The sequence below is a fragment of the Kitasatospora sp. GAS1066B genome, assembly GCF_041262605.1.
Taxonomy (GTDB): Bacteria; Actinomycetota; Actinomycetes; order Streptomycetales; family Streptomycetaceae; genus Kitasatospora.
The window spans coordinates 265,382-287,108 of sequence record NZ_JBGCCO010000004.1 but is presented as its reverse complement, the minus strand read 5'-3'; the positions used below and the strand labels follow the sequence as shown (position 1 = coordinate 287,108).

Genomic DNA, 21,727 nt, shown 5'->3' with positions numbered 1-21,727 from the left:
TGGGTCAGCTCCCGTCCGGACGGAGCATCAGCGCGGCGGTGCGCAGCAGGATCTTGACGTCCTGCCAGAGGCTCCAGCTCTCGATGTAGTGGTTGTCGAAGCGGGCCCGGTCCTCGATCGAGGTGTCCCCGCGCAGCCCGTTCACCTGGGCCAGGCCGGTCAGCCCGACCGGGACCCGGTGCCGGTCGGCGTACTCCGGGTAGGCCTGGCTGAACCGCATGACGAAGTAAGGGCGTTCGGGGCGCGGGCCGACCAGGGTCATGTCGCCGCGCAACACGTTCCACAGCTGCGGCAGCTCGTCCAGCGAGCTGCGGCGCAGCAGCCGGCCGACCGCGCTCATCCGGTGGTCCTGGGCGATGTTCCAGTGGGTGGCCGACTCGTGCTCGTTGCTCGGGCGCAGGGTGCGGAACTTGAGCAGGGTGAAGACCCGGCCGTCCAGCCCCGTGCGCTGCTGGCGGAAGAGCACGCCCGGGCCGGTGTCCAGGCGCACCGCGAGCGCGCAGGCGGCCAGCAGCGGGGAGATGGCGAGCAGCCCGAGGCCGGCGGCGAGGATGTCGACGGCCCGCTTGACCAGCCAGCCGGGCCGGCGCAGCGGCGGGCGGGACAGCCGCAGGCAGGGGTAGCCCCACAGGTGGTCGGCCGCCCGGCCCGCGCTGCCGAGGCCGCCGTGCTCGCGCAGCCCGGGGACCAGCCAGACCTGGCAGCCGAGCCGGATCGCCTCGCGCATCGCGCCGGCCGCCTCCTGCTCGTCGGCGGCGCCCGCGGTGGCGATCAACCGCACCACGCCGTGCCGGCGCAGCTCCCGCTCCAGCGCGTCGCGACCGCCGAGCACCGGCAGCGGGGAGTCGGCGGGCAGCAGCACCGGGTCCTGGTCCAGGTAGCCGATCGGGCGCATCCCGTACTCGGGGTGTTCCCGCAGGGTGCTCGCGATCCGCTGGCCGAGCGGGCCGGCGCCGAGCACCAGGACCGGCACCGGACGGCGGCGGCGCAGCCGGCGCAGCAGTCCGTAGACCACCGCGCGGCCGAGCGCGGCCAGCGTCACCAGCGCGGTGAGCAGGGCGAGCAGCCGGGCCCAGCCGGCCGGGCCGCCGGACGGCCAGGCACCGCCGAGGCAGTCGGAGAGGGTGATCGCGAAGGCCAGCGCGACGGCGACCCGGCCGATCAGCGCGGGCAGTTCGTCCAGCGCCGAGGGGCTCATCCGGGTGCGGTAGAGGCCGCCGGCCAGGTTCAGCGGCAGCAGGATCGGCAGCAGCGCCGCGGCGGCCCCCAGCGGCTGGGCGCGGGCGGAGGCGCAGCCGATCGAACCCGCGCCGACGGCCAGCAGGTCGACCACGAGCAGTGCCACGGGCAGCAGCCCGGCGACGCGCAGAGCTCGGCGGTGCCGGCCGAGCTGGGCGGCGCTGCGGGTCTGCGGCGGCCGCCGGGTCGGCCGGTCGAGCAGCTCGGTCGCGAGCCGCCGACCGCCCGCCGCGGGTCGCCCAGGCCGCGGCACACTCTCGTGGTCAATGGTCATCGCGCACGAACTCCCCTGCAGTGTGCCCTTGGTGGCGGATTTCGCGGTACCGTTCGTCCTCAATCGCCCGAATTCGCACAGAGTCGTACAAGAGGTCGTCAGGATCTCGTACATTTTGTAACGAAGTGAGCAAAATCAGACATTACCGAGCGACGGCTAAATTCCCGGACGTTGATGGGGAGTTGACTTGCCGTTTCATTCCACCCGCCCATTAATCGGAATTTCCGATTTAGCCGCTGGGCACGGCCTGAACAGGTGATCGACCAAGTCGCCCCTACCGAACAACATGCACGTCACTGCCTGAGAAACGATCAGATCCGCGCGGAGACACGGGGAGTCGACTAGCCCTCGCTGATCGTCTTCTGGTAGAGCTCCGACACGCGAGCGACCATCGTGCGCACGTCATGCCGGCTCGCCACCCAGGCACGCGCCGCCATTCCGCGCCGGGCGCACTCCAGCGGATCCGCCAGCGCCTCGGCCAGCGCGTTCGTCAGCGCCGCCGGGTCCCCGGCCGGCACCAGTCCGGTCTCCCGCTGCTCCGGCGGCAGCTGCTCGCGGGCCCCCGGCACCTCCGTCAGGATGACCGGGCGGGCCATCGCCATCGCCTCCAGCGGCGCCAGCGCCATTCCCTCCCAGCGCGAAGGCAGCACCACCAGGTCGGCCGCCGCCAGCCAGGGCCGCGGGTCCGTCACCTCGCCCGCCAGCCGCACCCGGTACGGCTCCGGCAGCGCCCGGGCCTGCGCGGCCAGCGCCTGCGCGTCCGGGCCGCCGCCGACCAGCGCCAGCCGGGCAGTCGGCACCCGCCGCAGCACCGCGGGCCAGCAGGCGAGCAGCAGGTCCTGCCCCTTCTGCCGGCAGAGCCGCCCGACGCAGACCGCCAGCGGCTCGGACAGGTCGAGCCCCAGCGAGAGCCGCGCGGCGCGGCGTTCGGCGGGCGTGTGGTGCGCCAGGTCGACCCCGTTGGGGACCACGGCGAACGGGGCGCTGATCCCGACCGCCTCGCCGTCCAGCCGCTCCTGCTCGCTGACGCAGAGCACGGCGGCCGCCCAGCGGGTCGCGTACCGCTCCCAGCGGGTGCTGGCGGTGGCGAGCACGCCGGTCGCGGCGGCGAAGGACCAGGCGTGCGGCTGGAAGACGGTGGGCAACCGGCCGCGCAGCGCGAGGCGGCCGGCCAGGCCGGCCTTGGCGCTGTGCAGGTGGACCAGATCGGGCGCCGCCGCGTGCACCAGCCGGCGCAGCCGGGCGGCCTCGCCGGGCACGCTCGCCCCGGGCGAGCGGCGGGCCGGCCACTCCAGCAGCTCGCCCCCGGCGGCGCCGACCCGGGGGCCGAGCCGGCCGCCGGGTGGGCAGGCGACCAGCACCCGGTGGCCGGCCGCGCGCTGACCGCGGACCAGATCGGTGACCACCTGGGCCACCCCGCCGTCCACCGGCTGGGAAACGTGAAGGATCGTCAGATGCACGGCCGCGAGCCTAGGGTGACGCGGCAGGCCGGTTCGCGTGCCGTCACTCCCCCGGGGCCGCGGTCCACCCGTACGAGCTGTCAGTCGTACGGGTGTCCGGCCGATGGTGCTACGTGCCGAGGTGCTACTTGCCGAGGTGCTGGGCGAGGCGGTTCAGCACCTCGTCGTGGATCCGGTTCAGGCCCTTGGGGGCGAAGGTGCGCTCGAAGAAGCCGCCGATGCCGCCCGCGCCCTGCCAGGTGGTGTCGATCGCCACGGTGGTCTGGCCACCGGCCACCGAGGAGACCGTCCAGGTGATCACCATCGAGGAGTTGGCGTCGGTCTCCACCAGCTTCCCGGCGGACGGCGCGGAGACGGTGAAGAGGCAGTCGCGAACCCGCTTCTCGGTGGCCTGCAGCCGCCAGTGCACCTGCGTGCCGGCGCCGACACCGCCCGCGCGGACCTCGTACTCGCTGTACTGCGCGGGCAGCAGGGTGGGCCGCACGGTGGTGTAGTCGGCGATCGCCTCGTACGCCTGCTCGGCGGTGGCGGGGTAGGTCCGCTCGGTGTGGGCGTGGACCTGGGCCATGGCTGGGCTCCTTCGGGGGGTACTGCTCGGGTGGTACGTCTGGTACGTCGCGGACAGCCAACCACACCTGGTGGGTGGGATCGTCGCAGGCCCGGGACGCCGCCGCGGGGCTCCGTTTAGGCTGGGCGGGTGTCTGCTGACCTGACCCGGGTGAACGCCCTGCACTACCTCGCCCCGCTGCGGGCCGGCGGTTCGGTGCCCGCCATCGTCGAGACCGACGACCTGGGCACCTACGTGGTCAAGTTCACCGGCGCCGCGCAGGGCCGCAAGGCGCTGGTGGCCGAGGTGATCGTCGGCGAGCTGGCCCGGCGGCTCGGCCTGCGGGTGCCCGAGCTGGTGCTGGTCGACTTCGATCCGGCGGTGGCCGAGCACGAGCCCGACGCCGAGATCCAGGACCTGCTGCGGGCCAGCGCCGGGCTCAACCTCGGGATGGACTACCTGCCGGGGGCACACGACTTCAGGCCCGGAGCCACTGACGGGCCGACGATCGACCCGCTGGAAGCCGGGCGGGTGGTCTGGCTGGACGCGCTCACCGGCAACGTCGACCGCACCAGGGCCAACCCCAACCTGATGGTCTGGCACCGCCGCCTCTGGCTGATCGACAACGGCGCGGCGCTGGTCTTCCACCACCGCTGGTCCGGCGCGGCCGCCGCCGTGGACCGCGCCTACGACCTCAGCGGCCACGCGCTGGGCGACCAGCACCCCGACGTGGCGGCGGCCGATGCCGAGCTGGCGCCGCAGGTGACCGAGGAGTTGCTGCGCGAGGTGGTGGCCCTGGTGCCGGCGCAGTGGCTGGAGGTCGAGGAGGGCTTCGCCGACGTCGCCGAGCTGCGCGAGGCCTACGTCCGGCAGTTGGCCGCGCGGGCGGCGGTCTCCGAGCGCTGGCTGCCGCAGCACTTCGCCACCGAGGCGGAGTTGCGGGTCGCCGAGGCCGCCCGGGCGAAGCGGACGGCGGCGGGGCGGCCGGCCTGGCTGCAACAGGTGCCGGACCTGCACGGGCACTGACGGGGGGCGGGCGGCCCGTACCAGCGACAGACCCTAGGACAGCCGGGCCGCGATCTGCCGCGCGCACTCGATCGACTCGGCGTGGGCGGTGTCCACCTCGAGGTCGTACCGCACCCCGCGGTGCACCAGCTCGGCCTGCGTCGCCGCCATCCCGCCGACCCGGTCCCCGCGTGCCAGCTCGCGTCCCGCCGCGACCGCCGCCTCGCAGCGCACGCCGACCCAGAGCACCTCCAGCCCGTCGAGGGCCCGCTCCCAGCGCTGCTGCGACTGCGCGCCGCCGAGGAACACCTCGTCCACGATCACCCGCGCGCCCGCCCGGGCCATCGCCGCGACGCCCGCGATCCAGGCGGCCTCCAGCTCCCGGAACACCTCGCCGACCGCCACCGCGCCGTCCGGGGCGAACTCGATCCCCGCGTCCGAGGTGCGGAGCGCGGCGGGCAGGCCCTCGACGAAGGTGTCGCACCCGAAGGTCAGCCACGGGTCGGGCAGCACCGCCTGCAGGCACCGGGCCAGGCCGGACTTTCCGGAGCTGGAGCCGCCGTTGAGGATGATCATCCGAGGGGTCATCCGGCCACCGTAGGGGACGGCCGGGGCGCGGTCATCCGATATCCCGACACCCGGCTGTTCGCCCAGCTCGCGTACCCTCGCAGCATGCTGCTTGCCGCCATCCCCTCGCCGTCGGTGAACGGCTTCCACCTGGGCCCGCTGTTCATCCACTTCTACGCGCTGATGTACATCGTGGGCATCGCGATCGCCGTCCTCGTCGGCCGCCGCCGCTGGGCGGCCAAGGGTGGCAACCCCGAGCTGGTGGACGACATGGCGACCTGGGGCGTGCCGTTCGGCATCCTCGGCGGGCGCCTCTACTTCGACGTGACCACGCCCGCCGGCATCCCGCACCACTGGTGGGGCCCGCTGGCGGTCTGGGACGGCGGCCTCGGGATCTGGGGCGGTGTGTTGCTGGCCACGCTGGTCTGCGTCTGGCGGCTGCGGAAGGCCGGCGCCAGCGTCACGGGCATGATGGACGCGCTGGCGCCCTGCCTGCTGGTGGCCCAGGCGATCGGGCGGATCGGCAACTACTTCAACCAGGAGCTGTTCGGCGGACCGACCAAGCTGCCCTGGGGCCTGGAGATCGCCCCCGCCTTCCGGCCCGCCGGGTACCTCCAGGACACCACCTTCCAGCCCACCTTCCTCTACGAGCTCGTCTGGGACCTGGCGCTGGCCGGATTCCTGATCTGGCTCGGCCGGCGCGGGAAGGTCAAGCCGGGCAGCCTGTTCGCGCTGTACGTGGCCGGGTACTCGGCCTTCCGGATCTTCGAGGAGTCGCTGCGGGTCGACTACTCGCAGTACTTCCTCGGCCTCCGGCTGAACTTCTACATCGCCTCGCTGGTGGCCCTGGCCGGGCTGGCCTGGTTCGCGGCGCTGAACCGGCGGGGACGGGCGGACGCGCCTGCGGCCGTCGAACCCGCCGCAGAAGGCGCGGACACCGAGGCCGCGCCCGTCGAGCAGGACGCCGGCACGCTCTGAGTGCGTGGCGCGCCACCCGTCGGCGTCCCCCAGAGGTAGCGTCTAGTGCCCGCATGACGACCAGTGAGAGGCGCAGGCACCCATGGCCGAGCAGCTGTACGCGACGTTGAAGACCAACCAGGGCGACATCGAGATCCGGCTGCTGCCGGACCACGCGCCGAAAACGGTCCGGAACTTCGTGGAACTCGCCAAGGGCGAGCGGGAGTGGACCCACCCGGCGACCGGCAAGAAGTCGACCGACAAGCTCTACGACGGCACCGTCTTCCACCGCGTGATCAAGGACTTCATGATCCAGGGCGGGGACCCGCTGGGCACCGGCACCGGCGGCCCGGGCTACGAGTTCGCCGACGAGTTCCACCCCGACCTGGCGTTCACCAAGCCCTACCTGCTCGCGATGGCCAACGCCGGTCCTGGCACCAACGGTTCGCAGTTCTTCATCACGGTGGTGCCGACCGCCTGGCTGACCGGTAAGCACACCATCTTCGGCGAGGTGACGACCGACGCCGGCAGGAAGGTGGTCGACGACATCGCGGGGACGAAGACCGGCCGCAACGACCGGCCGGCCAAGGACGTGGTCATCGAGTCGGTCGTGATCGAGAGCCGCTGACCCCGACGAGGCCCCAACTGCCGTACGGGTCATTGTCAATGACCTCGGGGCGGGGTGCCGCCGCCGTGATCTGCGCGGCGGCGGCACCCCGTTCGGTGGGTCAGACCTGCGGGCCCGCCGGGTCCTGACGTCCCACGGTCGGGAGCGCCGGGGCGGTCGGGGCCTGCGGGGCGGTCGCACGCGGGGTGACTGCCAGCTTCTGCATGGCGGTCTTCGGCGCGGCGAGCTGCGTGCCGCTCGGCAGGAAGCCGGTCAGCAGGCCCAGCGGCTCGATCCGCACCAGGTGCGAGGGCGCGTAGAAGTGGTAGCCGTAGTGCAGGCGCGCCCGGTTGTGGGCGTCGACGGTCGGCTCGTTCGAGCCGTCGGCGGCGGTGGCCACCAGGCCGGTGTGGCTCTTGGTCACGCCGGGCCCGGCGTAGGTGACCACCACGTCGCCGGGGCGGGCGTCCTCGGGGTGGTCACCGATGTCGGTGCCGAGGCCGCTGTCCATCAGGTAGTCGTACAGGTTGTGGTACTGCGGCAGGTCACCGATCAGCAGCAGGTCGTAGGTCTTGCCGTTGGGCGCCGTGTAGTTGAAGTAGGCGTCCTGCGAGTCGTCCGGGCCGAGCCCGGGGACCAGACCGGCCGCCGCCAGCGCCCGGGCGACGTACTCGGCGCACTGGTACTTCTCCTGGTCGGCGCCGAAGGCGACCGGGGTGCTGTCGTTCCAGGCGGTCCAGTTCCAGTGGCTCTCGGCCCAGTCGACCTCGACGCCGCGCAGCAGGTCGCTGAACGAGGGGATGCCCTGGGCGTCCTGGGCCTGGGTGGTGCCGGTGGTCGAGTCCGCGAACGCGGGCGCCGCGAGGACGGGAGCACCGGCACTGAGCAGGCCGACGACCATGGCGGCCCCGGCGATCCGGCGACCAATGTTGTTACGCACTATCAGATTCCCCCTGTGGTTGAAAGCAGCGACTTGGGAAAGTCGCGCCCTTCTGCATCATGATCCAAAGCTAGAGGATCCCCTGGTCAGGCCCACTCAGCGGGGCAGGCCCGGTGACTGCGGACGACCTCCGCCCCGGGGTGGCACGGCTGAGCGGCCGAGCACGGTTCATGAGCAACGGGGGAACAGGGTGGCCATCGATCTCGCTTCCTGCGCCGGCCCAGGCGCGGGACAGGTCTCGGCGGCCGGCTCGGCCCTCAGTACCGCCAGCGGGTCGCCGCCGCCAGCTCCTCGGGCGAGCGCCCGTCGAAGAGCGCCAGCTCGCCCAACCGCACCGCCAGCACCGCCTCGTAGAGCGGATCGCCGAGTGCCTCGCGCAGGATGCCGGAGGTGCGGTACTCGGCGAGGGCCTGCGCCAGGCTGCTCGGCAGCCGGGGGATCTCGCCTTCGGGCAGGGCGGCCGGGTCGCCGGGGACCTCGGCGGGCAGCGAGCGGCGGGCGTCCAGACCGGCGAGGCCGGCCGCGAGCACGCTGCCGACCAGGAGGTAGGGGTTGGCTGCCGCGTCGAAGCACTTGAGCTCGGCGTTGGCACCGGCCGGGCCCTCGCCGGGCGGCCCGGGGATCAGCCGCAGGGCGGCCTCGCGGTTCTCCAGGCCCCAGCACTGGTAGGCGCCGGCCCACTGTTGCGGGACCAGGCGCAGGTAGCTCGCGGGGCTGGGCGCGCCGAGCGCGAGCAGTGCGGGCAGTTCGGCCAGCACGCCGGCCAGGAAGGACTCGGCCTCGCCGGTCAGGCCGTAGCGGCCGGGGCCGCCCTGGCCGAGGTTGTGCTCGCCGCGCCAGAGCGAGAGGTGCAGGTGGCCGCCGTTGCCGACGGTGCCTGGCTCGACGGCCGGGGCGTACGAGGTGCGCAGGCCGTGCCGGACGCCGACCGCGCGGATGGTCTGGCGGACCAGCACGGTGGTGTCGGCTGCGCCGAGCGGGCCCTCGGGGGCCAGCGAGACCTCGAACTGGCCGGGGGCGTACTCGGGGTGGAGCTGCAGGACGCTCAGGCCCTGCTCGTCCAGCGCGTGCAGCAGGTCGCGCAGGTAGTCGGAGAGGTCGACCAGGCGGTGCAGGCCGTAGGCGGGGCCGAAGGTGGGGTAGCAGGGCGGCTCGCCGGGGGCGCCGGCCAGCGCCACCACCCACTCGATCTCGATCCCGGCCCGCAGCTCGATCCCGCGCGCCGAGACCGCCCCGGTCAGCCGGCGGGCGAAGCGGCGCTGGCAGCCGGGGTGCACCGAGCCGTCCTGGGCGTAGCGGTCGGCGGGGGCCCAGGCCCAACCGGGCTGGGCGGACAGCCGGGTGAGCCGGTGCAGATCGGGGATCAGCCGCAGGTCGCCGGCCGGGCCGCCGATGTGGCGGCTGGTGGTGACCGAGTCGTCGACGAGGAAGACGTCGAAGCAGGGGGCGGCGCCGACGCCCCAGGCGGCCGCGTGCTCCAGGCGGCGGACCGGGACGGTCTTCACCCGGGTGAGACCGGCGTTGTCCACCCAGCTGAGGATCACGCCTTCGACGCCCTCGGCGGCGAGCCGGGCGGCGGCGATCCGAGCCCGGGCGGCGCGCTCGGCGCGCAGCTCGGCGCCGAGCGGCTCGTCGGCGGGCGACCCGAACGGTGATCCGAACGATGATCCGAACGGCGACGCATCCGGTGATTCGAGCGGCGATCCGTCCTGCTCAGCCATGGTGGTGCCCATACGACCCATGCTCCCGCGCGGGCGATGGCCCCGGTATTACCCGGACGAGTGGTTCCGGCACCCCGAAGCTGACGGCCCGCCGAATGCCACGATCTGCCCTCGCCGGCACCCTTCCTACCTCGCGGTAACTTCGCTACAGTGACCGCACGCACCACCGCCGGGCTTCGGGAGCCGCACCGGCGAGGCGCCGCGCGTCACACGTGCGGCCGGGGTGCCGCTTCCTTCACTTCACCCGGCATTTTCAGCTGGTTCGGGGAGTCACCTCCCTGGCGCGGACATCTCGCGGTACGGCCCGGAGCGGACCGGCCCGACCACGAGAGCCGCGACCATCACCAGCCACCGCCGGTCGCCGTCACCAGCCCCACACCTCACGCCTCAGCCCGACGCCCAGCGCTCGCCGCCCCGCGTAGCCGTGCGCCGCGTTCGTACGCCGTACCCGCCCCTCGTACGCCGTACCGCGCCCCAGGCCGCGCGACGGCCCCCGCTCACGGGCCGCCCCGCCCTCCCCCGGCCATGCCTCGGCAGCCCGGTCGGGCCACCCGAAAGGACCAGCAACGATGCAGGCTCCCGACAGCAGCACCACCGCCGCCGCCCCGCTGCACCCCTTCCCCACCGTCGCCGTGGTGGGTCTCGGCACCATGGGCGCGGGCATCGCCGTCGCGATCGCCCGCAGCGGGCGCCGGGTGATCGGCATCGAGGCCGACGGCGCGTCCGCCGCCCGGGCGCTGGCCCGGATCGAGGAGGCCACCGCGCACGCCGTCGAGCGCGAGCGGCTCACCCCCGAGGAGCGCACCGCGCTGCTCACCCTGATCACCGTCGGCGAGCAGCTGGACGCCGCCGCCACGGCCGACCTGGTGATCGAGGAGGTCCCCGAGCAGCTCGAACTCAAGCGGGAGATCTTCGCCGAGCTGGACCGGATCTGCCCGCCCGAGACGGTGCTGGCCACCGGCACCACCTCGCTCTCGGTGACCCGGATCGCCGCCGCCACCGCCCGCCCGGAGCGGGTGCTCGGCCTGCACTTCTTCAACCCGGTGCACGCGATGAAGCTGGTCGAGGTGGTCCGCACCGTCCTGACCACCCCTCAGGTCGCCCTGCAGGCGGCCGAGTTCGCCCGATCGCTGGGCAAGGAGCCGGTGGCGGCCGGTGACCGGGCCGGCTTCGTGGTGAACGGCCTGCTCTTCGCCTACCTCAACCAGGCCGCGGCGATGTTCGAGTCCAGGTACGCCACCCGGGAGGACATCGACGCCGCGATGCGGCTGGGCTGCGGCCTGCCGATGGGCCCGCTGGCGCTGCTCGACCTGATCGGCGTGGACACCGCGCGCACCGTGCTCGAGGCGATGTACGAGCAGTCCAGGGACCGGCTGCACGCCCCCGCGCCGATCCTCGGCCAGCTGGTCGCCGCCGGGCTGCTCGGCCGCAAGACCGGCCGCGGCTTCTACACCTACGAGGCGCCCGGCTCCTCCAAGGTGGTGGCCGAGGCCGGCGCCGCGGCCGCCGCGCGGGTGGCCGGCCGGCCGATCACGAGCGTCGGCGTCTGCGGCTCGGGCACCATGGCCACCGGCATCGTCGAGGTCTTCGCCAAGGCCGGCTACCCGGTGACCCTGGTCGCCCGCAGCCAGGAGAAGGCGGCGAAGGCCAAGGCCCAGCTCACCCGCTCGCTGGACCGCTCGGTGGAGAAGGGCCGGCTCTCCGCCGAGCAGCGCGACGCCGCGCTCGCCCTGGTCACCCCGAGCGGGCAGCAGAGCGACCTGGCCGGTGCCGACCTGGTGCTGGAGGCGGTGGCCGAGGACCTGGCGGTCAAGCGCGAGCTGTTCGCCGCGCTGGACAAGGTCTGCAAGCCGGGCGCGGTGCTGGCCACCACCACCTCCTCGCTGCCGGTGATCAGCTGCGCGAGCGCCACCGGGCGGCCGCGCGACGTGATCGGGATGCACTTCTTCAACCCGGCGCCCGCGATGAAGCTGGTCGAGGTGGTCTCCACGGTGCTGACCGACCCCGAGGTCACCGCGACCGTCCTGGAGGTCTGCGCCAAGGTGCGCAAGCACCCGGTGGAGTGCGGCGACCGGGCCGGGTTCATCGTGAACGCGCTGCTCTTCCCCTACCTGAACGACGCGGTGCGGATGCTGGAGGAGCACTACGCGACGGTGGACGACATCGACACCGCGATGAAGCTGGGCTGCGGCTACCCGATGGGGCCGTTCGAACTGCTCGACGTGGTGGGCCTGGACGTCTCGCTGACCATCGAGCGGGTGCTGCACCAGGAGTTCCGCGAGCCGGGTCTGGCGGCCGCGCCGCTGCTGGAGCACCTGGTGGCGGCCGGCTGCCTGGGCCGCAAGACCGGCCGCGGCTTCCGCGACCACGCGCGCCGATGACCGCCGGCCAGCCGTCCGGCGGCCCCCAGCCCGGCAATCCCGCGCCCAGCGGCCCGGTGCCCGGCAGCTCCGCGCCCAGCGGCCCCGTGCCCGGCAGCTCCGCGCCCAGCGGCCCCGTGCCCAACGGCCCCGGGCCAGCCGGGCAGCAACGGGCCGACCGGCGTGGCGAATCACGTCCGCTGCGCCCGGTCTGGGGCGACGGCGCGGTCGCGGCCCGCTGGCCGCGCCCGGCGGTCAGCCCGCCGGCAGCCCCGGTTCGCCGCCCGTTGCCGCGCACGGCGCCGGGGCAGCTCACCCAGGCGTGTAGCGTTCCAGCCATGGATCGGGAACAGTCATCCGCCGAGCAGGACGTGCGTACCGTCGCGGAGCCGGGACCCGGCAGCCGCCGGGCCGCGGCCCAACGCCTGCAGATGCGCCAGGACCTGGCGGCGGCCGCGATGGAGCTGTTCGCCACCCAGGGGTACGAGGAGACGACGGTCGATCAGATCGCCGCCGCCGCCGGCGTGGCCCGGCGGACCTTCTTCCGCTACTTCCGCTCCAAGGAGGAGGCGATCTTCCCGGACCACGACGACACCCTGGTCCGGGTGGCCGACCTGCTGGCCAGCGCCGAGCCGGAGGAGCACCCGCTGGACGTGGTCTGCCGGGGGATCAAGGAGGTGCTGCACATGTACGCCTCCACCCCCGGCGTCTCGGTGGCCCGCTACCAGCTGATCCGTCAGGTCCCGGCGCTGCGCGAGCGGGAGATCGCGGTGGTGGCCCGCTACGAGCGGCTCTTCACCCGCTACCTGCTGGGCCGGTTCGACGCCGCGGTCGACACCGGGACGACGGGCGCGGCCATCCCGCCGGGCTGGCAGCACGGCGGGGACGACGACTCGATGCTCGCCGAGGTCTCGGCGGCGGCGGTGGTCGCGGCGCACAACCACGTCCTGCGCCGCTGGCTGCGGGCCGGCGGCCACGGCGACGTGGAGGCGCAGCTGGACCACTCCTTCGAGGTGATCCGGGGCACCTTCTGGGCCACCCCGCCGCGCGGGGTGAGACGCCGTGGCACTGTCGTGACACCCGGTGCCACTGATGACATCGGGACGCCGGTGGAACTGGCCGCAACGAGCGCACTGAGTGCCACCCCGGGCGGTGAGGTGCTCATCACAGTGGCTCGCACCGACGCCCCGCTGGACCTGGTCCTGGACAGGATCAGGGCCGCGCTCAATCGCTGAACCGCCTTGAAATCGCAGGTCAGAAGGCCCATCCCGAGCAGCAAGGGGTGGGCCTTCGGCGGTTTTCGACTGCCCTTTCCGACCGCCTGGCAGGGGCTCGGGAATAGGCGGAAAATCGTGGCACCGAGTGTCTTTACGAGTGGCACAGGGTGCCAGTAGCTTGTTACCCACCAGTCGCGGCGCCGCGGCTCCCCACCTCGGCGCGTCGTAGTCCGGCGTCCCCACACCCAGGGGGCGAGCCAATCCACCCAAAGACCCTGCGAAGCCGGTGTCCGCTCCCGGCTCCCCCAGACGCCCTGTGCGGCCCTCACACAGGTACGCCTTCGGAGGCAGCCATGAAGGAAATCCTCGACGCGATCCTCAGCGCCGACAGCACCACGGCGGACTTCGCCGCCCTGAAGCTGCCGGAGTCCTACCGGGCGGTCACGCTCCACAAGGACGAGGAACAGATGTTCGCCGGCCTCGACAGCCGCGACAAGGACCCGCGCCAGTCGCTCCACCTCGACGACGTGGCGCTGCCCGAACTCGGCCCGGGCGAGGCCCTGGTGGCGGTGATGGCCAGCGCCGTCAACTACAACACCGTCTGGTCCTCGATCTTCGAGCCGGTCTCCACCTTCGGCTTCCTGGAGCGCTACGGCCGCCTGTCGCCGCTGACCAAGCGGCACGACCTGCCCTACCACGTGCTCGGCTCCGACCTCGCGGGCGTGGTGCTGCGCACCGGCGTCGGCGTCAACGCCTGGAAGCCGGGCGACGAGGTGGTCGCGCACTGCCTGTCGGTGGAGCTGGAGAGCTCCGACGGGCACAACGACACGATGATGGACCCGGAGCAGCGGATCTGGGGCTTCGAGACCAACTTCGGCGGCCTGGCCCAGCTGGCCCTGGTGAAGACCAACCAGCTGATGCCCAAGCCCGCGCACCTGAGCTGGGAGGAGGCCGCCTCCCCCGGCCTGGTCAACTCCACCGCCTACCGCCAGCTGGTCAGCCAGAACGGTGCCGGCATGAAGCAGGGCGACAACGTGCTGATCTGGGGCGCCAGCGGGGGCCTCGGCTCGTACGCCACCCAGTACGCGCTGGCCGGCGGCGCCACCCCGATCTGCGTGGTCTCCAACGACCAGAAGGCCGAGATCTGCCGGAAGATGGGCGCCGAGGCGATCATCGACCGCAGCGCCGAGGGCTACAAGTTCTGGAAGGACGAGCACAACCAGGACCCGCGCGAGTGGAAGCGCCTGGGCAGCAGGATCCGCGAGCTGACCGGCGGCGAGGACGTGGACATCGTCTTCGAGCACCCGGGCCGCGAGACCTTCGGCGCCAGCGTCTACGTCACCCGCAAGGGCGGCACCATCGTCACCTGCGCCTCCACCTCCGGCTACATGCACCAGTACGACAACCGCTACCTGTGGATGTCGCTCAAGCGGATCGTCGGCTCGCACTTCGCCAACTACCGCGAGGCGTGGGAGGCCAACCGCCTGATCGCCAAGGGCAAGATCCACCCCACCCTCTCCAAGGTCTACTCGCTCGACCAGACCGGCCAGGCCGCCCTCGACGTGCACCACAACAAGCACCAGGGCAAGGTCGGCGTGCTCTGCCTGGCCCCCGAGGAGGGCCTGGGCGTGCGCGACCACGAGCTGCGGGCCACCCACCTGGACGCCATCAACCGCTTCAGGGACATCTGACATGACAGAGCGTCAGAAGGACCGGCCGTGGCTGATGCGGACGTACGCGGGCCACTCCACCGCGAGTGACTCCAACGCCCTCTACCGGCGCAACCTCGCCAAGGGCCAGACCGGCCTCTCGGTCGCCTTCGACCTGCCCACCCAGACCGGCTACGACGCGGACCACATCCTGGCCCGCGGCGAGGTCGGCCGGGTCGGCGTCCCGGTCGGGCACCTGGGCGACATGCGGACCCTCTTCGACGGCATCCCGCTGGAGCGCACCAACACCTCGATGACCATCAACGCCACCGCGATGTGGCTGCTGGCCATGTACCAGGTGGTCGCCGAGGAGCAGGGCGCCGACATCACCAAGCTCACCGGCACCACCCAGAACGACATCGTCAAGGAGTACCTGTCGCGCGGGACGCACGTCTTCCCGCCGGGACCGTCGGTCCGGCTGATCACCGACATGATCGCCTACACGGTCTCCACCATCCCCAAGTGGAACCCGATCAACATCTGCAGCTACCACCTGCAGGAGGCCGGGGCCACGCCGGTGCAGGAGATCGCCTTCGCGATGGGCACCGCGATCGCCGTGCTGGACGCGGTGCGCGACTCCGGCCAGGTGCCGGCCGAGCGGATGGGCGAGGTGGTCGGGCGGATCTCCTTCTTCGTCAACGCCGGTGTGCGGTTCATCGAGGAGATGTGCAAGCTGCGCGCCTTCGGGCGGCTCTGGGAGAAGATCACCCTGGAGCGCTACGGCATCGAGGACCCCAAGCAGCGCCGGTTCCGCTACGGCGTGCAGGTCAACTCGCTCGGCCTGACCGAGGCGCAGCCGGAGAACAACGTCCAGCGGATCGTGCTGGAGATGCTCGCCGTCACCCTCTCCAAGGACGCCCGCGCGCGGGCGGTCCAACTGCCCGCCTGGAACGAGGCGCTGGGCCTGCCCCGGCCCTGGGACCAGCAGTGGTCGCTGCGGATCCAGCAGGTGCTCGCCTACGAGTCGGACCTGCTGGAGTACGGCGACCTGTTCGCCGGCTCGCACGTGGTCGAGGCGAAGACCGCCGAACTGCTGGCCGGCGCCGAGGCGGAGATCGCCAAGGTGCTGGGGATGGGCGGGGTGATCCCGGCCGTCGAGTCCGGCTACCTGAAGTCGGCGCTGGTCGCCTCGCACGCCGAGCGGCGGGCCCGGATCGAGGCCGGCGAAGACAAGATCATCGGCGTGAACTGCTTCGACACCACCGAGCCGAGCCCGCTCACCGCCGACCTGGACACCGCGATCATGGTGGTCGACCCGGCCGCGGAGCAGGCCGTGCTCGACGGCCTGGCGGCCTGGAAGGCGCAGCGCGAGGAGGCGGCGGCCCAGGCCGCGCTGACCGAGCTGAAGGCGGTCGCCGCGACCGAGGCCAACCTGATGGCCGCCACCCTGGCCTGCGTGCGGGCCGGGGTGACCACCGGCGAGTGGGCCTTCGCACTGCGCGAGGTCTTCGGCGAGTACCGGGCCCCCACCGGGGTCGGCGGCGCGCCGGTGGCGGTGGCGGCCGAGCCGGGCGGCGAGCTGGCCGCGGTGCGGGCGGCGGTCGCGGCCACGGCGGCCGAGCTGGGCGCCGGCAAGCTGCGGCTGCTGGTGGGCAAGCCGGGTCTGGACGGGCACTCCAACGGCGCCGAGCAGATCGCGGTACGGGCCCGGGACGCGGGCTTCGAAGTGGTGTACCAGGGTATCCGTCTGACGCCGGAGCAGATCGTCGCGGCGGCGGTCGCCGAGGACGTGCACTGCGTGGGGCTGTCGATCCTCTCGGGCGCGCACACCGAGCTCGTCCCGGACGTGCTGCGGCGGCTGCACCGGGCAGGGGTGGAGGATGTGCCCGTGATCGTGGGTGGCATCATCCCGGCTGCGGACGGCGAGGCCCTCAAGGCCGCCGGCGTCGCCGCCGTGTTCACCCCGAAGGACTTCGGCATCACCACCATCATCGGCCGGATCGTGGACGAGATCCGGCTGGCCAACCGGCTGGACCCGATCCTCGTCCCCACGAAGGAAGAGACTCTCGCATGACTGCCAATCGCCTGCGCCCGCGCCGTTCCTGCCTCGCCGTGCCCGGCAGCAACCCGCGTTTCCTGGAGAAGGCCCAGGGCCTGCCGGCCGACCAGGTCTTCCTCGACCTGGAGGACGCCTGTGCCCCGCTGGTCAAGGAGAGCGCGCGGCACACCATCGTCGACTTCCTGAACAACGGCGACTGGGGCAACAAGACCAGGACGGTCCGGGTCAACGACTGGACCACGCACTGGACCTACCGTGACGTGATCACGGTGGTCGAGGGCGCGGGCCAGAACCTGGACTGCATCATGCTGCCCAAGGTGCAGGACGCCGAGCAGGTGCGGGCGCTGGACCTGCTGCTCACCCAGATCGAGAAGACGATGGGCTTCGAGGTCGGCAGGATCGGCATCGAGGCGCAGATCGAGAACGCCAAGGGCCTGATCAACGTCGACGCGATCGCCACCGCCTCGCCGCGCCTGGAGACCATCATCTTCGGCCCGGCCGACTTCATGGCCTCGATCAACATGAAGTCCCTGGTGGTCGGCGAGCAGCCGCCCGGCTACCCGGCCGACGCCTACCACTACATCCTGATGCGCATCCTGATGGCGGCCCGTGCCAACGATCTGCAGGCGATCGACGGCCCCTACCTTCAGATCCGCAACCAGGAGGGGTACCGCGAGGTGGCCGGCCGGTCCGCCGCGCTGGGCTTCGACGGCAAGTGGGTGCTGCACCCGGACCAGGTCGCCGCCGCGAACGAGATCTACTCGCCCTCGCAGGAGGACTACGACCACGCCGAGCTGATCCTGGACGCCTACGACTGGTGCACCTCGGAGGCCGGCGGCTTCAAGGGCTCGGCGATGCTCGGCGACGAGATGATCGACGAGGCCAGCCGCAAGATGGCGCTGGTCGTCTCCGGCAAGGGCCGGGCGGCCGGCATGACCCGGCTGTCCAAGTTCGAAGCCCCGGAGGCCTGATCATGCAGTTCGGACGCACCTACGAGGAGTTCGAGGTCGGCGCGGTCTACAAGCACTGGCCCGGGAAGACCGTCACCGAGTACGACGACCACCTCTTCTGCCTGCTGACCATGAACCACCACCCGCTCCACATGGACACCAACTATGCGGAGAAGACGACGGACTTCGGCCGCAACGTCGTGGTCGGCAACTACATCTACTCGCTGCTGCTCGGCATGTCCGTCCCGGACGTCTCCGGCAAGGCGATCGCCAACCTGGAGATCGAGTCGCTGCGGCACATCGCGCCGACCTTCCACGGCGACACCCTCTACGGCGAGACCACGGTGCTCGACAAGTGGCCGTCCAAGTCCAAGGACGACCGCGGCATCGTCCACGTCGAGACCAAGGGCTACAAGCAGGACGGCACGGTCGTCTGCGTCTTCCGCCGCAAGGTGATGGTGCCGACCGCGACGTACATCAAGGAGCGCGGCGGCGAGCAGCCCGGCCGGCCGACGCCGCTCAGCTGATCCCCGCCCCCACCGGACCCCGGACCGAGCGGCCGCCGTCATCGGTCGCTCTCCGGTCAGGGGCCCCGCGGAAGTCACGCTCCGCGGGGCCCCGCACCCCACCCTCACCGCCTTACAGATAGGGAGCCGCACGATGGGACGCCTCGCACAGACCGACGGCCTCACCGAGATCCAGCGGGACATCCTCGCCACCGTGCGGGACTTCGTCGACAAGGAGATCATCCCGGTCGCCACCGAGCTGGAGCACCGGGACGAGTACCCGACCGCGATCGTCGAGGGCATGAAGCAGCTCGGCCTGTTCGGCCTGACCATCCCCGAGGAGTACGGCGGCCTCGGCGAGTCGCTGCTCACCTACGCCCTGGTGGTCGAGGAGATCGCCCGCGGCTGGATGTCGGTCTCCGGCATCGTCAACACCCACTTCATCGTGGCGCACATGATCAACGCGCACGGCACCCAGGAGCAGAAGGACTACTTCCTGCCCAGGATGGCGGCCGGCGAGATCCGCGGTGCCTTCTCGATGTCGGAGCCGGGCCTGGGCTCGGACGTGTCGGCGATCAGCACCAAGGGCGTCCGGGACGGCGACGACTACGTCATCAACGGGCAGAAGATGTGGCTGACCAACGGTGGCACCTCCACCCTGGTCGCGGTGCTCTGCAAGACCGACGAGGGCGCGAGCACCCCCTACCGCAACATGACCACCTTCCTGATCGAGAAGACCCCCGGGTTCGGCCCGAACCCGACGGTGCCGGGCCTGACCGTGCCCGGCAAGATCGAGAAGATGGGCTACAAGGGCGTCGACACGACCGAGCTGGTGCTCCAGGACGTCCGGATCCCGGCGAACCGGGTCCTGGGCGGCGTGCCCGGCAAGGGCTTCTACCAGATGATGGACGGCGTCGAGGTCGGCCGGGTCAACGTGGCCGCGCGCGGCTGCGGAGTGGCCCGGCGCGCCTTCGAACTCGGCATCTCCTACGCCCAGCAGCGCTCGACCTTCGGCAAGAAGATCTCCGAGCACCAGGCGATCCAGTTCAAGCTCGCCGAGATGGCCACCAAGGTCGAGGCCGCGCACCAGATGATGGTGATGGCCGCCCGCAAGAAGGACAGCGGCGAGCGCAACGACCTGGAGGCCGGGATGGCCAAGTACCTCGCCTCCGAGTACTGCAAGGAGGTCGTCGAGGACGCCTTCCGGATCCACGGCGGCTACGGCTTCTCCAAGGAGTACGAGATCGAGCGCCTCTACCGCGAGGCGCCGATGCTGCTCATCGGTGAAGGCACTGCGGAGATCCAGAAGATGATCGTCGGGCGACGCTTGCTGGAGGAGTACAAGATCGCCGAATAGGGCTCGAAGCGGGTGGGCCCGACCCGGCCCCAGGGCCCACCCGCAGCGCTGAGAGATGACTCACGGATCTTGAGCGGGCCCTTGGGAACCGGGGGCGCGCCCGCTACGGTCGTACACATAGCGCGTGTGCTCCGGCACGGCTGGAGACAGTTGAACGTGCAGGCGGGTTGCCCACCTACCGCCTGCTCCCGATAGCATCCACCGGGACAGCAGCTGTCCCCTTTATCACCCGATCCCCGCGGTTGGCCCCCGTGCAGGCCAAGATCCCCCGCGACAAAGGTCTTCGATGCCCATCAGCTCGTCCCCTCACACCTCCGTCACGGAGCGCGATGCCTTCGCTCCCGAGACGGCCGGCCGGCGACCCCGCGTGACCATCGCGCGCGGAGCCACCCCCTGGTTCGTCCCGACCCTGGCCACCGCGGCCCTGACCACCGCTCTCACCAAGCGGAACGGCAAGTGGGCTCTGGCGGCGGTACCGACCTGCGCGCTCAGCGCGGGCATGCTGTGGTTCTTCCGCGACCCCGAGCGTGAGATCGGCGTCGGCAGAGTGATCTCGCCGGCCGACGGCGTGGTGCAGAGCATCGACGCCTGGCCGGACGGCCGGACCCGCGTCGCGATCTTCATGAGCCCGCTCAATGTGCACGTCAACCGGGCTCCGCTGCCGGGCACCGTCAGCTCCGTCGAGCACATCGCCGGCGGCTTCGTGCCCGCGTTCAACAAGGACAGCGACCGCAACGAGCGCGTCGTCTGGCACTTCGACACCGAGCTCGGCGACATCGAGATGGTGCAGATCGCGGGCGCCGTGGCGCGCCGCATCGTGCCGTACGTGCCCGCCGGCACCAAGGTCGAGCAGGGCGAACGGATCGGCCTGATCCGGTTCGGCTCCCGCGTCGACACCTACCTGCCGGCCGGCGTCGAGGTCGGCGTCGAGGTCGGACAGAAGACGACCGCGGGGGTGACACGCCTTGACCGTGACTGATCCCGAGACCCTGGTGGGCCTCGGCGACTCGGAGGAGACCGAGTTGCGCAGGCGCCGCTGGGCACGCGACCGCGAGCTGCGCGCGCCGCGCTCACCGCAGGCCCTGTCCACGGCGGACTTCCTGACCCTGGGCAACGCCGTCTGCGGCTTCCTGGCGATCTACTCGATCACCACCAACATGCTCATCCCGCACATCAGCGGCACCGGTGACGGCACCGGCGGCATGATCCGGCACGGCGCGGCCACCGCGGTGACCCTGCTGCTGCTCGGCTCGATGTGCGACCTCTTCGACGGCCTGGTGGCCCGCAAGCTGCGCTCCTCGGCGCTGGGCGCGGAGCTGGACAACCTGGCCGACCTGATCAGCTTCGGCATCGCGCCCGCCTACTTCGTCGCCGTCTGGGGCATCGTCGGCGGCCCGGGCACCAGCCAGGGGCTCTCCGCCTTCATCGCGATCACCGTGCTGCTGGCGGTCGTGCTGCGGCTGGCCCGGTTCTCCGCGGTGAAGATGCGGCCCGGGGTCTTCCAGGGCATGCCCTGCCCGATGGGTGCCATGACGGTGATCGCCATCGTGCTGCTCGACCCGCCGTTCCTGGCCGGCCTGCTGGCCATCTTCGGCGTGGCCTACCTGATGGTCAGCCAGGTCGAGTACCCCAAGCCGCAGGGCCTACTGGCCACCGCCACCCTCGGCTGGATCGTCGTCTCGATCGGCTGCCTGGCCGCCTGGGCGGCCGGTCTGCCCGGCGGCGACGTGCTGATGCACATCGGCGCCATCGCCCAGATCGCGCTGGCCGCCATGGCCCCGCTCCTGGTGATCCGCCGCAAGGTCGGCCAGAAGGTCGGCGACGTGCGCGCCCGCCGCGCGGAGTCGCGCGGCTGCTGACCGCACACCGAGCAGACGCCCGCGGCCCCGGACCTCCTGGTCCGGGGCCGCGGGCGTCTGGCGTCCGGTGTTTGGCGTCAGGAGGCGTCCGGGGTCCTGCCGAGACGGGCGAACAGCTCCTCGGGGTCCTGCTGGGCGAGGTACTCGAAGTGCAGCCGGACGGTACCGTCCGGCTCGGCGAGGCTCGCGAAGGGGACCTGACGGCTGCTCAGCAGGCGCGGCTGCGGCCACTGCTGGGCCAGCACCGCGAGAGCGGTCCCGCCGGCGGCGCGCAGCACCCAGGTGGCCCGCCCGCCGCCGATCCGCGCGAGGTAGCCGGCCGCGAGGTCGGCCACCGCCGCCGCGTCGAGGACGGTCCGCTCGGGGGGCTCCAGCACCCGCTGGTGCGGGGCGTCGGTGTCGTCGCCCGCCGCGACGCTGTCCCTGGTCAGTTCGATCCGGGTGGCCGGCACC

The 21,727-nt window shown here is 72.2% G+C and carries 19 protein-coding genes; 12 read left to right on the top strand and 7 right to left on the bottom strand.

Going from position 1 to position 21,727, the window contains the following annotated elements; all coding sequences use genetic code 11:
* Positions 1 to 4 precede the first annotated feature (4 nt).
* From ABH937_RS06235 to ABH937_RS06225, 3 genes are all read right to left on the bottom strand, one after another.
* Positions 5 to 1,513, bottom strand: a complete 1,509-nt coding sequence (locus ABH937_RS06235; RefSeq protein ID WP_370217471.1) for a sugar transferase — start codon at positions 1,511 to 1,513, stop codon at positions 5 to 7.
* A 341-nt stretch (positions 1,514 to 1,854) separates the two neighbouring features.
* A complete protein-coding gene (locus tag ABH937_RS06230) occupies positions 1,855 to 2,973 on the bottom strand; it encodes a glycosyltransferase family 4 protein (protein ID WP_370217469.1) in 1,119 nt (372 codons plus the stop codon).
* A 124-nt stretch (positions 2,974 to 3,097) separates the two neighbouring features.
* Positions 3,098 to 3,541: an SRPBCC family protein gene (locus ABH937_RS06225; RefSeq protein ID WP_280688982.1), complete on the bottom strand. Its 444-nt coding sequence runs from the start codon at positions 3,539 to 3,541 to the stop codon at positions 3,098 to 3,100.
* Positions 3,542 to 3,670: 129 nt separating this feature from the next.
* Here ABH937_RS06225 and ABH937_RS06220 point away from each other — a divergent pair, with 129 nt between their 5' ends.
* Complete coding sequence (locus tag ABH937_RS06220; protein WP_280688981.1) at positions 3,671 to 4,546, top strand: HipA family kinase; 876 nt, start codon at positions 3,671 to 3,673, stop codon at positions 4,544 to 4,546.
* A 33-nt stretch (positions 4,547 to 4,579) separates the two neighbouring features.
* Here ABH937_RS06220 and cpt read toward each other — a convergent pair whose 3' ends face one another.
* A complete protein-coding gene (cpt, locus tag ABH937_RS06215) occupies positions 4,580 to 5,113 on the bottom strand; it encodes a chloramphenicol phosphotransferase CPT (protein ID WP_280688980.1) in 534 nt (177 codons plus the stop codon).
* Positions 5,114 to 5,197: 84 nt separating this feature from the next.
* On the opposite strand from cpt, the gene lgt reads away from it, so the two are divergent.
* Together lgt and ABH937_RS06205 are read left to right on the top strand one after the other, a co-directional pair.
* Positions 5,198 to 6,070, top strand: coding sequence for a prolipoprotein diacylglyceryl transferase (lgt, locus tag ABH937_RS06210; RefSeq protein ID WP_280688979.1), 873 nt, complete (start codon positions 5,198 to 5,200; stop codon positions 6,068 to 6,070).
* Between the two features lie 82 nt (positions 6,071 to 6,152).
* Complete coding sequence (locus ABH937_RS06205; protein WP_280688978.1) at positions 6,153 to 6,677, top strand: peptidylprolyl isomerase; 525 nt, start codon at positions 6,153 to 6,155, stop codon at positions 6,675 to 6,677.
* A 100-nt stretch (positions 6,678 to 6,777) separates the two neighbouring features.
* Here ABH937_RS06205 and ABH937_RS06200 read toward each other — a convergent pair whose 3' ends face one another.
* A complete protein-coding gene (locus tag ABH937_RS06200; RefSeq protein ID WP_370217468.1) occupies positions 6,778 to 7,596 on the bottom strand; it encodes a hypothetical protein in 819 nt (272 codons plus the stop codon).
* Positions 7,597 to 7,853: 257 nt separating this feature from the next.
* Positions 7,854 to 9,329 carry a glutamine synthetase gene (locus tag ABH937_RS06195; protein WP_370217466.1) on the bottom strand — a complete coding sequence of 492 codons (1,476 nt, stop codon included), beginning with the start codon at positions 9,327 to 9,329 and terminating at the stop codon, positions 7,854 to 7,856.
* A 557-nt stretch (positions 9,330 to 9,886) separates the two neighbouring features.
* Here ABH937_RS06195 and ABH937_RS06190 point away from each other — a divergent pair.
* From ABH937_RS06190 to ABH937_RS06150, 9 genes are all read left to right on the top strand, one after another.
* The gene (locus ABH937_RS06190; protein WP_280688974.1) at positions 9,887 to 11,698 is read left to right on the top strand and encodes a 3-hydroxybutyryl-CoA dehydrogenase; all 1,812 of its coding nucleotides are present in this window, start codon (positions 9,887 to 9,889) and stop codon (positions 11,696 to 11,698) included.
* A gap of 317 nt (positions 11,699 to 12,015) precedes the next feature.
* Positions 12,016 to 12,912, top strand: coding sequence for a TetR family transcriptional regulator (locus ABH937_RS06185; protein ID WP_370217465.1), 897 nt, complete (start codon positions 12,016 to 12,018; stop codon positions 12,910 to 12,912).
* Positions 12,913 to 13,247: 335 nt separating this feature from the next.
* Positions 13,248 to 14,585, top strand: coding sequence for a crotonyl-CoA carboxylase/reductase (gene ccrA / locus ABH937_RS06180; protein ID WP_280688972.1), 1,338 nt, complete (start codon positions 13,248 to 13,250; stop codon positions 14,583 to 14,585).
* Between the two features lies 1 nt (position 14,586).
* A complete protein-coding gene (locus ABH937_RS06175) occupies positions 14,587 to 16,617 on the top strand; it encodes a protein meaA (protein ID WP_370217464.1) in 2,031 nt (676 codons plus the stop codon).
* Positions 16,614 to 17,573, top strand: a complete 960-nt coding sequence (locus ABH937_RS06170) for a CoA ester lyase (protein WP_280688970.1) — start codon at positions 16,614 to 16,616, stop codon at positions 17,571 to 17,573. The genes ABH937_RS06175 and ABH937_RS06170 overlap by 4 nt, the downstream gene beginning before the upstream one ends.
* A 2-nt stretch (positions 17,574 to 17,575) precedes the next feature.
* The gene (locus tag ABH937_RS06165) at positions 17,576 to 18,079 is read left to right on the top strand and encodes a MaoC family dehydratase (protein WP_280688969.1); all 504 of its coding nucleotides are present in this window, start codon (positions 17,576 to 17,578) and stop codon (positions 18,077 to 18,079) included.
* 133 nt (positions 18,080 to 18,212) lie between these two features.
* A complete protein-coding gene (locus ABH937_RS06160; protein ID WP_280688968.1) occupies positions 18,213 to 19,415 on the top strand; it encodes an acyl-CoA dehydrogenase family protein in 1,203 nt (400 codons plus the stop codon).
* 286 nt (positions 19,416 to 19,701) lie between these two features.
* Positions 19,702 to 20,394 carry a phosphatidylserine decarboxylase gene (locus ABH937_RS06155; RefSeq protein WP_280688967.1) on the top strand — a complete coding sequence of 231 codons (693 nt, stop codon included), beginning with the start codon at positions 19,702 to 19,704 and terminating at the stop codon, positions 20,392 to 20,394.
* Positions 20,381 to 21,274 (top strand): phosphatidylcholine/phosphatidylserine synthase, encoded by an 894-nt coding sequence (locus tag ABH937_RS06150; protein WP_370146270.1) that lies wholly within the window; start codon positions 20,381 to 20,383, stop codon positions 21,272 to 21,274. Before ABH937_RS06155 ends, ABH937_RS06150 begins: the two co-directional genes overlap by 14 nt.
* Positions 21,275 to 21,351: 77 nt before the next feature.
* On the opposite strand, the gene ABH937_RS06145 is transcribed toward ABH937_RS06150, so the two are convergent.
* Positions 21,352 to 21,726 (bottom strand): hypothetical protein, encoded by a 375-nt coding sequence (locus tag ABH937_RS06145; RefSeq protein WP_370217463.1) that lies wholly within the window; start codon positions 21,724 to 21,726, stop codon positions 21,352 to 21,354.
* Between the last annotated feature and the right edge of the window lies 1 nt (position 21,727).